The sequence below is a fragment of the Aquirufa aurantiipilula genome, from assembly GCF_019923745.1.
GTDB classification, from domain to species: Bacteria; Bacteroidota; Bacteroidia; order Cytophagales; family Spirosomataceae; genus Aquirufa; species Aquirufa aurantiipilula.
The window spans coordinates 14,943-27,633 of sequence record NZ_JAANOG010000013.1; the positions used below are offsets into that span (position 1 = coordinate 14,943).

13 protein-coding genes are annotated in these 12,691 nt (G+C 37.5%); 8 read left to right on the top strand and 5 right to left on the bottom strand.

Annotation, left to right across the window (positions count from 1 at the left end; genetic code table 11):
* Positions 1–5: 5 nt before the first annotated feature.
* The 7 genes from G9H60_RS12080 to G9H60_RS12110 all read left to right on the top strand — a co-directional run bounded on the left by G9H60_RS12080 (position 6) and on the right by G9H60_RS12110 (position 5,820).
* Positions 6–986, top strand: coding sequence for an acyl-ACP desaturase (locus G9H60_RS12080; RefSeq protein WP_262900031.1), 981 nt, complete (start codon positions 6–8; stop codon positions 984–986).
* Between the two features lie 16 nt (positions 987–1,002).
* Positions 1,003–1,539, top strand: a complete 537-nt coding sequence (locus G9H60_RS12085; protein WP_262900032.1) for a TrmH family RNA methyltransferase — start codon at positions 1,003–1,005, stop codon at positions 1,537–1,539.
* Between the two features lie 123 nt (positions 1,540–1,662).
* Complete coding sequence (locus G9H60_RS12090; protein ID WP_223144312.1) at positions 1,663–2,055, top strand: hypothetical protein; 393 nt, start codon at positions 1,663–1,665, stop codon at positions 2,053–2,055.
* A 98-nt stretch (positions 2,056–2,153) separates the two neighbouring features.
* Positions 2,154–3,062, top strand: coding sequence for an ABC transporter ATP-binding protein (locus tag G9H60_RS12095; protein WP_223144313.1), 909 nt, complete (start codon positions 2,154–2,156; stop codon positions 3,060–3,062).
* A 10-nt stretch (positions 3,063–3,072) separates the two neighbouring features.
* The gene (locus G9H60_RS12100; RefSeq protein ID WP_223144314.1) at positions 3,073–4,392 is read left to right on the top strand and encodes an ABC transporter permease; all 1,320 of its coding nucleotides are present in this window, start codon (positions 3,073–3,075) and stop codon (positions 4,390–4,392) included.
* A gap of 387 nt (positions 4,393–4,779) precedes the next feature.
* The gene (locus G9H60_RS12105) at positions 4,780–5,052 is read left to right on the top strand and encodes a DUF4242 domain-containing protein (RefSeq protein ID WP_223144315.1); all 273 of its coding nucleotides are present in this window, start codon (positions 4,780–4,782) and stop codon (positions 5,050–5,052) included.
* Positions 5,053–5,190: 138 nt separating this feature from the next.
* Positions 5,191–5,820, top strand: coding sequence for a trimeric intracellular cation channel family protein (locus tag G9H60_RS12110; RefSeq protein WP_223144316.1), 630 nt, complete (start codon positions 5,191–5,193; stop codon positions 5,818–5,820).
* 34 nt (positions 5,821–5,854) lie between these two features.
* On the opposite strand, the gene G9H60_RS12115 is transcribed toward G9H60_RS12110, so the two are convergent.
* Positions 5,855–6,205 carry a Spx/MgsR family RNA polymerase-binding regulatory protein gene (locus G9H60_RS12115; RefSeq protein ID WP_223144317.1) on the bottom strand — a complete coding sequence of 117 codons (351 nt, stop codon included), beginning with the start codon at positions 6,203–6,205 and terminating at the stop codon, positions 5,855–5,857.
* An 89-nt stretch (positions 6,206–6,294) separates the two neighbouring features.
* Here G9H60_RS12115 and fumC point away from each other — a divergent pair, with 89 nt between their 5' ends.
* Positions 6,295–7,698 (top strand): class II fumarate hydratase, encoded by a 1,404-nt coding sequence (gene fumC / locus G9H60_RS12120; RefSeq protein ID WP_223144318.1) that lies wholly within the window; start codon positions 6,295–6,297, stop codon positions 7,696–7,698.
* Between the two features lie 79 nt (positions 7,699–7,777).
* Here fumC and G9H60_RS12125 read toward each other — a convergent pair whose 3' ends face one another.
* The 4 genes from G9H60_RS12125 to G9H60_RS12140 all read right to left on the bottom strand — a co-directional run bounded on the left by G9H60_RS12125 (position 7,778) and on the right by G9H60_RS12140 (position 12,622).
* The gene (locus G9H60_RS12125) at positions 7,778–8,113 is read right to left on the bottom strand and encodes a hypothetical protein (protein ID WP_223144319.1); all 336 of its coding nucleotides are present in this window, start codon (positions 8,111–8,113) and stop codon (positions 7,778–7,780) included.
* A gap of 21 nt (positions 8,114–8,134) precedes the next feature.
* On the bottom strand, positions 8,135–8,494 hold the full coding sequence (locus tag G9H60_RS12130) for an ArsR/SmtB family transcription factor (protein WP_223144320.1): 360 nt from the start codon (positions 8,492–8,494) through the stop codon (positions 8,135–8,137).
* Positions 8,495–8,882: 388 nt separating this feature from the next.
* Complete coding sequence (locus tag G9H60_RS12135; protein ID WP_223144321.1) at positions 8,883–11,339, bottom strand: bifunctional UDP-N-acetylmuramoyl-tripeptide:D-alanyl-D-alanine ligase/alanine racemase; 2,457 nt, start codon at positions 11,337–11,339, stop codon at positions 8,883–8,885.
* Between the two features lie 92 nt (positions 11,340–11,431).
* Entirely contained in the window at positions 11,432–12,622 is a 1,191-nt protein-coding gene (locus G9H60_RS12140; RefSeq protein WP_223144322.1) for a phosphoglycerate kinase, read from the bottom strand.
* Between the last annotated feature and the right edge of the window lie 69 nt (positions 12,623–12,691).

Genomic DNA, 12,691 nt, shown 5'->3' on the forward strand with positions numbered 1-12,691 from the left:
ATCTCATGTCTCAATTTGCTAATCGTGTGGAGGTCATGTCTGAACTTGCCAAAAACATGGACGCTTATGTCCAGGAGTATTTGAATCCAATTGATTCCAATTGGCAGCCTTCTGATATGTTACCTGATTCAACGAAAGAAAACTTTTTGAATGAGGTGAAATTATTGCAAGAAGCAGCTAAGGAACTTCCTTATGATTATTGGGCGGTATTGATTGGAGATACGATTACAGAGGAAGCTTTGCCTACTTATGAATCGTGGTTAATGGCGATGGATTCTGTAAACCAAGTAGAGGACCAAGGTCAAGGTTGGGTACAATGGATTCGTAGCTGGACAGCCGAAGAGAACCGTCATGGTAATTTATTAAGCACCTATTTATACCTTTCAGGTAAAGTAGATATGCGTGCTATGGCTGTTTCAACACAGTATTTAATTGCCGATGGTTTTGACATTGGAACATCTTCAGATCCATATAGAAATTTTGTGTATACCTCTTTTCAGGAGATGGCGACCAATATTTCTCACCGTAGAACGGCTTCTTTGGCCAAGCAACATGGTAATCCACAATTGTCACGTATGTGTGCTCAAATAGCCGCAGATGAATTACGCCATGCCAAAGCCTATCGTCGTTTTGTAAGTGAAATTTTCAAATTAGATCCTTCTGAAATGATGTTGGCATTTGCCGATATGATGAAAAAGAAAATTGTCATGCCTGCACATTTCTTGCGTGAAATCAATGGTCAGAAAAGTTCTTTATTTGAGCATTTTTCAGATGCCGCACAGCGCATAGGTGTGTATACTACCCAGGATTATGTCACCATCATGCAAGGTTTAATCCAAGATTGGGAAGTGGAAAAAATCACGGGCTTGAATGATGCGGCAGAAAAAGCTAGAGATTATGTAGCTGCTTTGCCGGCTCGACTAGAGCGCTTGGCGGATCGTATCAAAATTCCTGAATTAGCTTATCCATTTACTTGGATTGCTTAATTAATTCGTTTACTACATGTCAAAGAAGTTATCCATGGACGAGCTAAATCGGCTCGATGTTCCTGCTTTTAAAGCATTGGAAAAATTCCCCTATGTGCTTGTCATGGATGACATTCGTAGCATGAACAATATAGGCTCTGCTTTTCGAACAGCAGATGCTTTTCGATGTGAGAAAATATATTTGTGCGGCATCAGTGCGCAACCACCACATCGTGAAATCACTAAAACAGCTTTAGGTGCTGATGAATCCGTCGATTGGGAATATTGCGCTACCTCATCAGATTGTATTGCTTTGTTACAAGCACAAGGTTTTAAAATCATCTCAGTAGAACAGGTTGAAGCATCTCAATCCTTGCAAAATTTCATGCCGGAAGAAGGGGTAAAGTATGCTTTTGTTTTTGGGAATGAAGTGTTTGGAGTTCAAGATGAATGGATAGCAGTGAGTGATACTTGCTTGGAAATTCCTCAATTTGGTACCAAACATTCGTTGAATGTATCTGTCAGTCTGGGAATTGTGGTTTGGGATTTTGTCTCAAAAAGCCAGTTTAAATAAGATTCATTCTTATTTAACTTTTTGTTCAAAAACTTAACACAAATAAATTTTTATTCCTGTAAATCTTTTCTAGATTTAGGCCTATAGTAATAAACATGTATGAGCAAAGCTGACAAATCATTAATGGAACAACTAGCATTATCTATTTTGCCAAAATTAAGTGGCTTAAATGATAAAAATGCTAAAAAAATGGTCAATACGGCAGATAAGGCCATTGAAACAATTGTTAAAAAATTCCAGAAATTAAAAGACCAACAAGTAAAAGCCTTGGCGGAATTGAAAGAGAAGGAAGCTAAGAGAGCGAAAAAACAATTGGAAAAAGAGGCTAAAAAGAAAGATAAATTAGCCAAGAAAGCTGCCAAAGACAAGCAAATTGCCTTGTTGACCAAAGGAACTAAAGTAGCCAATTCAGATGTAGTATCTTCGGCACCAGTTAGTCCTAAAAAATCACCTGCAAAATCCAAAACTACAGCTGCTAGCCCAGCTAGAAAAAAGAGAACGGTAGTAGCTAAATAAGGCTATTTCGTTTATCCCTATAATTTTGCGTTCATCCATTTTTAGACAAATAGGATGAGCGCATTTTTTATTTTAGGTGAAATTTAACATACCCTAACATGATATTATCTATACAAGACGTTGTCAAACGTTATTCTAGCCATGTGGCTTTAGATCGGGTAAGTCTCGAAATCCCCAAAGGAAAAATCTTTGGATTATTGGGGCCCAATGGAGCAGGAAAAACGTCTTTAATTCGCATCATTACTCAAATTACAGCTCCAGATGAAGGGCAGATTCTTTTCGATGGAGAAAAGCTTTCGTCCAAGCATGTCGAACAAATTGGTTATTTACCAGAAGAGCGCGGTTTATACAAGAAAATGAAGGTAGGAGAGCAATTGATTTATTTAGCTCAATTAAAAGGACTATCCAGACAGGAAGCTGTAACTCGATTGAAGGATTGGTTTATTCGCTTGGACATCAAAGAATGGTGGGATAAGCAAGTAGATGATTTATCCAAAGGGATGCAGCAGAAAACGCAGTTTATTTCAACCGTGGTTCATGAGCCTAAGCTGTTGATTTTGGACGAGCCATTTTCCGGTTTTGACCCCATCAATGCAAACATGTTGAAAGATGAAATATTGGCCTTAAAAGACCGAGGAACCAGTATTTTATTTTCTACTCACCGTATGGAATCGGTAGAAGAATTGTGTGATTCCATTGCCTTGATCAATCATTCTAAGGTAGTATTAACCGGAGAAAAAGATGAAGTCCGAAATCGATTTAAGGCACATCAATTTGAAGTCTTGTTTGAAGGTGATTTGACGCAGGATTTAAACGGAGTGGACCTAATAAGTTTGGAGATGTTGGGTAATCAAAGTTCGAAGAAAGCGGTATTTAAATTGCAAGAAGCCGTCAATCCAAATCAATTGTTGGGTCAATTAATTCCTCAAGTTCAAATCCAAAAATTTCAGGAATTGATTCCTTCATTTAATGATATATTCATTCAAGTAGTCAACGAAACCAATTAATTGAATCAACATGGACAAGATATTATTAGTTATAAAAAGGGAGTATTTAACTCGAGTGAGTAAGAAATCCTTTTGGATTGCCTCCTTGGTTGCACCATTGTTACTAACAGCTATTTATGCAGTACCTATCTGGTTAGCTACCCGCGATAAAGAAGTGAAACAAGTGGCTATTTGGGATGGAAGTGGGCTTTTTGAGCAAAAAGACTTGGCAGATAAAGAAATCGCTTTTCAATTATTGAAAGGAGATGTTTCTCAGATAAAGAAGACTTTTGATAAACAAGGTTTTGATGCTTTTGCAGCTATTCCAGTAGATATTTTAAAGAATCCTCAAGGCTTGAAAATTTATTCAGAGAAGAACTTGAGCCTGTCTTTGAAGAATGATATTGAACGAATGGTACAGGATAAAGTGCGAGAGATTTTATTGCGTAATGCGGGGATTTCAACGGTAAAATACAAGGAAACCCAAGTGGATATTTCCAGTGATACCATTACTGTTTCTAAACAAGGCGCAGAGACCACATCCAGTTCAGGAGGGGCCATGATATTGGCTGCAATCTTGGGATTTTTACTGTATTTGACCTTATTGCTATATGGCTCTCAAGTGATGAATGGGGTTATTGAAGAAAAGAGTAGTCGGATAATTGAAGTAATTATTTCTTCCATAAAACCTTATCAGTTAATGTTAGGGAAGATTTTAGGCGTAGGTATGGTGGGATTGACCCAGTTTTTGCTTTGGATTGTATTGACTGTGGGTTTATCTACAGCAACAAGTAAATTGTATAAAGCTCCATCAAGGATGGCTACAATCGCTAATACGAGTAATTCTGAAGAATTGAAGCAAAGTGTTGCCAAGGCAGAATCCAGTGCACAGCCGATGGAAGAGTTAAATAAGGTGATAGAAAGTACTAATATTCCTTTAATTTTAGGTTCATTCTTCTTTTACTTTTTGTTTGGTTATCTGCTTTATAGCTCACTTTTTGCGGCTATTGGTTCGGCAGTGGAAAGTGCGGCTGAAGCTCAGCAATTTACTTTTCCGGTGATGATACCCATCATATTGGCATTCATTTTGGCTCAGTTTACCATGCAAGATCCTGATAGTAATATTGCATTTTGGGCATCCATCATACCTTTTACATCTCCCATTAATATGATGGTGCGCTTGCCATATGGAGTACCAGCTTGGGAGATTATCCTATCCATGGTATTGCTAGTAGGAGGATTCTTGGCTTGCAGCTGGTTGTCTTCCCGTATTTACCGTGTGGGTATTTTGATGTATGGTAAGAAAATGACCTGGAAAGAGATCAGTAAATGGGTGTTTTATAAGGGATAGTTAATTATTTAGACAATTATTTAAATAAATAATTGATATTCATTCTATTTCAAAAATATTTGACTCAATGGTTAAAAAGAGCTTAGGGATTCCTTAGCTCTTTTTTGTGTTCATGAATTCAGAAATTTATCTAACGGTCGAGGTGAAAACATCAGTTTAGGGGCTCTTGGGCTATTTTTTCAATAAAATTATTAATGATTTCTTATCGGTGTTAATAAGCTCTTGTTTAAATAGTAAAAGAGTCCTACCTTTTGTGTGTAATGTCTTGTTTTTGAGATAGATATGTTAATTTTTTCAACTAAGTATTAGCGTATGTAAAGTCAAAAAGATATTACCGGGTATGCTGAAAACCGTTTCGAGTAGGCGACATGTTCTATAATAATTACTATGCCAACTTACCTAATAGAAAGAGAGATTCCTGGAGCAGGAAGTCTGTCTGATGATCAATTGAAATCCATTTCCCAAACTTCTTGTAGTGTATTGAAGAACATGGGACCTGCCATCCAATGGCTACAGAGTTATGTAACCAATGATAAAATTTATTGCGTGTATAAAGCTCCCAATCCTGAAATGATTTTGGAACATGCCCGACTAGGCGGATTTCCCGCGAATTTGGTAAGTGAGGTGTTTACCATCATCGACCCAACCACCGCAGATTAAGTTACTGAATGACTGTTTTATTCAGCCCAGGGCAGAATCTCTGCTTTTGGTATGAATTTATGTGCCTGAGTTGTCGTTATTTTACCTGAATCCTATGTAATTTGACACTTCTTTAGCACATCAATTAATTGTCATCCCTTGGAAAATTATTTTACCATTCTGATTGATTTCATCGGAACATTCGCATTTGCTATCAGTGGGATTCGTTTGGCATCTGGGAAACAAATAGACTGGTTCGGCGCCTACATCATTGGACTCGTTACCGCCATAGGAGGCGGTACAGTCCGTGATTTATTGTTGGGAATTCGACCTTTTTGGATGCTGGATGGACGCTATTTTTTAACAACAGGTATAGCATTAATTGCCATGCTTTTGTTGAAAGAGCGCCTTGTTAAATGGTGGAACATGTTGTTTCTATTTGATGCTATTGGTTTAGGCCTCGTTACCATTGTAGGTATTAGCAAATCCATGGATGCACAATTACCGTTTTGGGTGTGTATTGTTATGGGAACCATCACAGGTTCAGTAGGAGGTTTATTACGCGATGTTTTATTGAACGAAGTCCCTCTTTTATTGCGAAAAGATATATATGCCTTGGCTTGCGTTGCTGGAGGCTTGGTGTATTTCGCATGCCAGTATGGACAATTATCCACCACATGGACAGAGCTTATTGCTGCTTCGGTGGTGATATCAGTTAGAATTTTGGCATTTCGATTCCATCTTCATTTACCAGTCTTACATTCCATACCTCCTAAGTCGGATAATTAAATTTAGGCAACTTATCACCTCTAGGGATGCTTTTTTAAGATTTTAACCATGCTTCTAGTTTTACCTCATCCAAACCAGCGATGATTTTATCTCCATCGACTAAAATGGGTCTTTTGATAGCAGAAGTTTTTTGTTGAAGAAATTCAAATAAGCACTCTGGACTTTCTAATCTTTTTTTAGTGTCATCATCTAATTGCTTATAGGTGCTACCATTTTTGTTTAATACTGTGGTAGGTCCTAATTTTTCCAAGAATAAGCTGAGTGTATCAGGGCTAATTCCTTTCTTTTTGTAATCGTGAAATTCGTAAGTAATGCCTTGATTTTTCAAGTATTCAAAGGCTTTTTTCATGGTATTGCAGGCAGGTATTCCGTAAATGACAATCATGTTGGCTATTTATTTTAAAAAGGTGTGCGACTTGTTTGTTTTGGTGGTATTTTTGTTTTTTCCTTACAAATTTAACACAAAGCTACCTTATGGAGTACAGAATAGAAAAAGATACGATGGGTCAGGTGAAAGTACCTGCACACGTGTATTGGGGTGCACAAACCCAACGTTCCATTGAGAATTTTCCCATTGCTCAGGACATCAACAAAATGCCTAAAGAGATTATTCGGGCCTTTGCTTTCTTGAAAAAAGCAGCTGCCATCACAAACTTTGAAGCAGGCGTATTGGATGAATCCAAAAAAGAGCTTATTTCAAAAGTGTGTGATGAAATTTTAGCGGGTCAATGGGCAGATCAATTCCCTTTGGTAGTATGGCAAACGGGTTCAGGTACCCAGTCCAACATGAATTGCAATGAGGTAATCGCTTACCGTGCACATGTTTTGCAAGGTGGAAATTTAATGGATGAAAAGAAAGTAGTGCATCCTAACGACGATGTGAATAAATCTCAGTCGTCTAATGATACTTTCCCTACGGCTATGCACATTGCTGCCTATCAAATTTTGATGGAAACGACGATACCTGGCATTACCAAATTACGTGATACTTTGGCTGCCAAGGCGAAGGCATTTAAGGATGTGGTGAAGATTGGTCGTACCCACTTTATGGACGCTACTCCATTGACTTTGGGACAAGAATTTTCTGGTTATGTATCTCAATTGAATCATGGTTTAAAGGCCATTAATAATACATTAGACCACTTAAGCGAATTAGCTTTGGGTGGAACAGCTGTTGGAACGGGAATTAATACGCCTGCGGGCTATTCTGAGAATGTGGCCAAACACATTGCTACATTGACAGGATTGCCATTTAGAACGGCTGAAAACAAGTTTGAAGCCTTGGCTTCACACGATGCTATTGTCGAAGCTCACGGAGCTTTAAAAACAGTAGCGGTTAGTTTAATGAAGATTGGTAATGATGTGCGTATGTTATCTTCGGGTCCACGTTCAGGAATTGGGGAAATTTATATCCCGGATAATGAACCAGGTTCATCGATCATGCCAGGTAAAGTAAATCCTACCCAATGTGAAGCCATGACCATGGTTGCAGCACAAGTATTAGGTAATGATGTCGCTATCAATATAGGTGGTGCTTCAGGCCATTTTGAACTGAACGTGTTTAAGCCGGTGATGATTTATAATTTCTTACATTCGGCTCGATTGATAGGAGATGTTTGTGTGGCATTCAATGATAAGTGTGCGGTAGGTATCGAACCTTTGAAGGAGAACATTCAAAAGCACGTAAATAACTCTTTGATGTTAGTTACCGCATTGAATACGAAGATTGGATATTACAAAGCAGCTGAAATAGCTCAAACAGCCCATAAAAATGGCTCTACCTTGAAGGAAACAGCGATTTCCTTGGGTTATTTAAGTGCTGAAGAGTTTGATGCTTGGGTTCGCCCTGAGAATATGGTAGGAGAAATTAATCTGTAAATAGCTCCTAAATACGCGATTCTCAGCGATTTATATGAAAAATGCCCTATACGATTCGTATAGGGCATTTTTTGTGTTATTATGCCATTTCGCGCAATTCAATGCTGTAAAATGGGTTAACAAAAGGAAAGGTAGCTGCAATTCTCTGGGCTTCTTCCCAGTCGGATAAAATGAGGGTAACAATCTGGGAAATTTCTCCACCGTCAATTTGATTAATCAATTTGGAGTCTAGATTTCCTGAGGCAGTTAAGTGCAATTGCTGACCTGAAAATTTCTGATACAACATGTCTTCATAGCTGGATTTTAAACCCTTTAGCCAGGTTCTAATTTGCTCCAATTCTTCTTCTGTGGCCATGGAATTTTCACCCGAAATTCCGGCTACTGGTCCCCGAATGATGATGACAAATCGTTTCATTAAATTAGTATTATTCTAAGATTAAAATTCGCTTTGAAATTTTTCAAAGGGATTTGATTCTGTTTTAATTTTTGGTTTTTGACTTCGTTCTCTTGGAGCGGATTTGGGCTTTTCCAAAGGTGTGCCTAGGAGAGGAGCTAACCAGTTTTGTAGCACTTGTAATGCTTCCTTTTCTAAGGAATAGTAAATGAATACTCCATTCCTTCGGGTACTCACTAAACCAGCTTCTTTTAATACGGATAGGTGCCTGGATATCGTAGGCGCAGCATAGTTAAATTGCTCAAAAATGGTACTAGCAGGTAGTTCACCATCTTTCAAAAGCTCCACTATCTTTCGCCTCGATTCATCACCTAATGCTTTGGCTATAGACTCAACTTGCATATTAAAATTATCTATTTAGCTAATTTAGTATAATTCGTTGTATTATCCAAAATCTATGTTTTGGAGGAATTGGAATAGCTTATTTAGCTTGATAAACAAATAATTACCTATATAGCTAATTATAATTTGCCATAAAGCTAATTAATTAGTTGCATGAATAATTATTATTAGTATTTTGGCTAAATATTATTGATCCGTTCTTTTGTGGCTGTTCTTTCACCTTTTTGCTGATTACCTATATTATGTGACAGATTTGATTTTTATATGAGTAATCTAAAGTCCAGAAATCAACTGATTGGACAAAAAAAAATTACCCCAGAATTTCTTCTGAGGTAATGTTAATGGGTTCTAAAATGTAATCTTATTTTATATATAAAATGATTGCTTTTTAATTTTTCACATAGACTCTTTTTACCCGCTCACTGATGTTAGTCATGAGTTCATATGGGATAGTTTTTGCTTGATGAGCCAAATCTGTTAATTGTATTTTTCCGCCAAAGGCAATAGCTTCATCACCTTCCTTAACTACTGGTAAATGTGTGATATCTACCATGCACATATCCATACAAATGGCTCCTACTGTAGGGCATAAATAGCCATTAATTTCGAACATACCTTTGCCCATTCCTAAGCTTCTTGAATAGCCATCAGCGTAGCCTAATGCAAGGGTAGCTATGCGTCCGCTCGACTTTAATTTTCCTTTTCTACCATAGCCAATGGTTTCATTTTTCTTGATGTCTTTGATTTGTGAAATGTAGGTTTTTAAGGTTAATACATTTTCTAGTGATTTCATTTCAGTTTTATTCTCTGAAATACCATATAAACTGATACCTAATCGTACCATTTCATAGCGAGCATTGGGGTAGTTTTTGATGGCAGCTGAGTTGGCAATATGTCTCAAAGGTGTATATCCTAAGGTACGGATGATTTTTTGTGTCATTTTTTCAAATAAATTCATCTGTTTTTCAGTGAATTTTTGATGTTTGGGTGATTCGGATGCCACCAAATGGCTCAATATGCTAGCCACCCATACTTGTGGCATACTAGCTATTTTCTCGGTTAATTCTTTGCATTGTTCTAAGCTAAAACCTAGTCGTTTCATACCAGTATCTAACTTGATATGAATTTTGATGCTTTTATTGTGTGCATGGCTATATTCATCGATAGCTTCTAGCATGGACATGGAATATACTTCGGGTTCTAAAGCAAAATTGCTTAAGGTATCTAATTCTCCAATCTGTGGATTCATGACCATGATGGGACAATAAATTCCGTTCTTACGTAATTGAACACCTTCATCGGTATAGGCTACTGTCAGGTAATCAATGCCCTGTTGCTGTAGTACCTGAGCAATTTCTACAGCACCTGCTCCGTAAGCAAATGCTTTGACCATAACCATGAGTTTGGTTTCGGGACCTATAGTTTCTTTAAAATAAGTTAAATTGTTCTGTAAGGCGTCTAAATTGACCTCTAGTTTGGTGCAGTGTGTCTTTGTTTCTAATATTTGGGTGATTTGTTCAAAATTGAACTTACGTGCTCCTTTTAATAAGATAATTGCATCACTAATTTGATTTAAAATTCCACTATTGATGAGATCTTCTGTATTGTAAAAGACTTCTATTTCTTTGAAAGAATCTTGGTATTTGATCAATTGATCTCCGACACCAATCAGTTGATCTATTTTTTGTGATTGAAGTAAGGCGGCAATTTTAGGATATAATTCTGGTGCGGCTATGCCTGCCTCAATGAAATCGCTGATGATTAATACGCGTTTTTTATGCTCGTATTTTTTAAGTAGGGGTAATGCTAATTGCAATCCATCTAAATCATTATTGTAGGAATCGTCTATGATTTGGTTATTTCTTAGTCCCTCCTTAATCTCCAAACGCATGGAAATCGGTCTTATCCATTTGGTTCTGGTTTGTATTTCTTCTACGCTTAAACCAGCTACATGGGCCATAATGAGGCAATGGCAAAGATTTTCTAAATAGGCCTCATCGGTTAGTTCCGTTTTTACATCTAGAAATGCTTCACTTTGAGCGGGTTTTTTGATACGAATATGCGTTTCTTTAGGACTTATTTTCCAATATACATAAAGGCAATTAGCTACATCTTCTGTACTCCAAGCAATGAGTTCTGCTGCTGGATTAATGGATTGCATCTCAGCATTGATGGTATCCTGATCCGTATTTTTCCGACGATATACTAATTTTTCAACATGTGTAAATAGCTGTAGTTTCTCCTGTAGTTTTTGTTGGTCTGACTCAAAATTCTGACCATGTGCTTCGCCAAAATGCGTGAAAATCCCCCAGGTTGGTTGAATGATTTTTTCAATTCGTTGCATTTCACCTACACGTGATATTCCAGCTTCAAAAATGGCAATTTGGTGTTGGGCTTTTAAACCCCATACAGATAAGGGGACGCCGATTTGTGAATTAAAGCTTTTGGGGCTTTTGACGATTGAAAATTTACTTTGTAATAAGGTTGCTAACCATTCTTTACAAGTGGTTTTTCCATTAGAACCAGTAATCCCAATGACAGGAATCGAGAAGCTTTTACGATGAATGCTCGCTATTTCTTGCAGGCAATTGATACTGCTATCTACCACCCAAAAATCTGCCTGAGTCCATTTTTTAGCTTTTTCTGCTAATAAGCCTGACCAAGCAGCACTTTCTACAATGAATTCTCGGATACCTAAATGGTACAAAGGCTCAATGTATTGATGTCCATCATGATGTACCCCTCTAACCGCAAAAAAGGCCGTTTGTTGGGGTAAATATATCTGACGACTATCAAGGCTTAAGATGCTTGATTTTAATTGTATGGGCGATGAAAAATGAATCATGTATGCAGATCAAATTGGCAATTAGCTAAAATACAAAAAGGCGAGGAATACTTCCCTCGCCTTTAACGCTATTTTCAATAATTATATTGGTATTATGCTTCTAATGCTGCAACTCCAGGTAAAACTTTACCTTCCATGTATTCCAATAAGGCACCACCACCAGTAGAGACGTAACTTACACGGTCTCCATAACCTGCATTATTAATGGCAGATGCGGAATCTCCACCTCCGATTAATGAGAATGCCCCATTTTCTTCGGTCGCTTTTACTACGGCATCAGCGATGGCATTGGTTCCTTTAGCGAAATTTGGGAATTCAAATACTCCCATAGGTCCATTCCAAAGAATAGTTTTAGATTCAGAAACAACTTTCGTGAATAGCTCAATGGTCTTAGGACCAATGTCTAAACCTTCCCAGCCATCAGGAATTTCACCTCTATTGACTGTTTGTCTGTTCGCAGTATTACTAAAATCATCCGCTACTACATTGTCCACAGGCATGTATAAATTAACCCCTTTTGCCTTTGCTTTTTCTAACAAACTTTTTGCTAAATCCACTTTATCAGGCTCTGAGATGGATTTTCCGATTTTTCCGCCTTCTGCCAAGGAGAAGGTATAGGTCATTCCACCACCGATGATTAAATTATCAACCTTATCTAATAGTTGTTCAATAATTAAGATCTTATCTGAGATTTTAGAACCTCCCATGATAGCTGTAAATGGTCTATCCGCAAATTCTAGGATTTTCTTAGCATTGTCAATTTCTGCTTGCATCACATATCCACTCACGCGATCTTGTAGAAATTTACCCATAACAGCTGTTGAGGCATGAGCACGGTGAGCAGTACCAAAAGCATCATTTACCCATACATTGCCTAAACTAGCTAATTTCTTAGCAAATTCCTCATCACCTTTTTCTTCTTCTTTGTAAAAACGAAGATTTTCTAATAATAAGATTTCACCTGCTTGTAATTCGCTAGCTAATTTTACCGCTTCTTCACCAATGCAATCGGGTGCAAATTTTACTTTGATACCAAAAACGATGGAAAGGGGAGTCACTAAGTGTTTCAAAGAATACTTTTCTGTTGGACCATCTTTTGGTCTTCCTAAGTGGGACATCAGAATAACCGAACCTCCATCTTTCAGAATTTTCTGAATGGTAGGGATCGTGGCTTTTATACGCGTATCGTCAGTGATTTCGTACCTTTCGTTCAAAGGAACATTAAAATCAACACGAACTAAGGCTTTTTTACCAGAAAAATTGAAATTGGCGACTGTTTGCATACTATTTTTGTTTCAAATTGTAAGTGGATACGTATGCCTCAGATAAGGCAGGCAAATATACCCAAGTTT

Coding starts and splice junctions, on each gene's coding strand:
- G9H60_RS12080 (WP_262900031.1), top strand. CDS start 6: ATGTCTCAATTTGCTAATCGTGTGGAGGTCATGTCTGAACTTGCCAAA.
- G9H60_RS12085 (WP_262900032.1), top strand. CDS start 1,003: ATGTCAAAGAAGTTATCCATGGACGAGCTAAATCGGCTCGATGTTCCT.
- G9H60_RS12090 (WP_223144312.1), top strand. CDS start 1,663: ATGGAACAACTAGCATTATCTATTTTGCCAAAATTAAGTGGCTTAAAT.
- G9H60_RS12095 (WP_223144313.1), top strand. CDS start 2,154: ATGATATTATCTATACAAGACGTTGTCAAACGTTATTCTAGCCATGTG.
- G9H60_RS12100 (WP_223144314.1), top strand. CDS start 3,073: ATGGACAAGATATTATTAGTTATAAAAAGGGAGTATTTAACTCGAGTG.
- G9H60_RS12105 (WP_223144315.1), top strand. CDS start 4,780: ATGCCAACTTACCTAATAGAAAGAGAGATTCCTGGAGCAGGAAGTCTG.
- G9H60_RS12115 (WP_223144317.1), bottom strand. CDS start 6,205: ATGATTGTCATTTACGGAATACCTGCCTGCAATACCATGAAAAAAGCC.
- fumC (WP_223144318.1), top strand. CDS start 6,295: ATGGAGTACAGAATAGAAAAAGATACGATGGGTCAGGTGAAAGTACCT.
- G9H60_RS12125 (WP_223144319.1), bottom strand. CDS start 8,113: ATGAAACGATTTGTCATCATCATTCGGGGACCAGTAGCCGGAATTTCG.
- G9H60_RS12130 (WP_223144320.1), bottom strand. CDS start 8,494: ATGCAAGTTGAGTCTATAGCCAAAGCATTAGGTGATGAATCGAGGCGA.
- G9H60_RS12135 (WP_223144321.1), bottom strand. CDS start 11,339: ATGATTCATTTTTCATCGCCCATACAATTAAAATCAAGCATCTTAAGC.
- G9H60_RS12140 (WP_223144322.1), bottom strand. CDS start 12,622: ATGCAAACAGTCGCCAATTTCAATTTTTCTGGTAAAAAAGCCTTAGTT.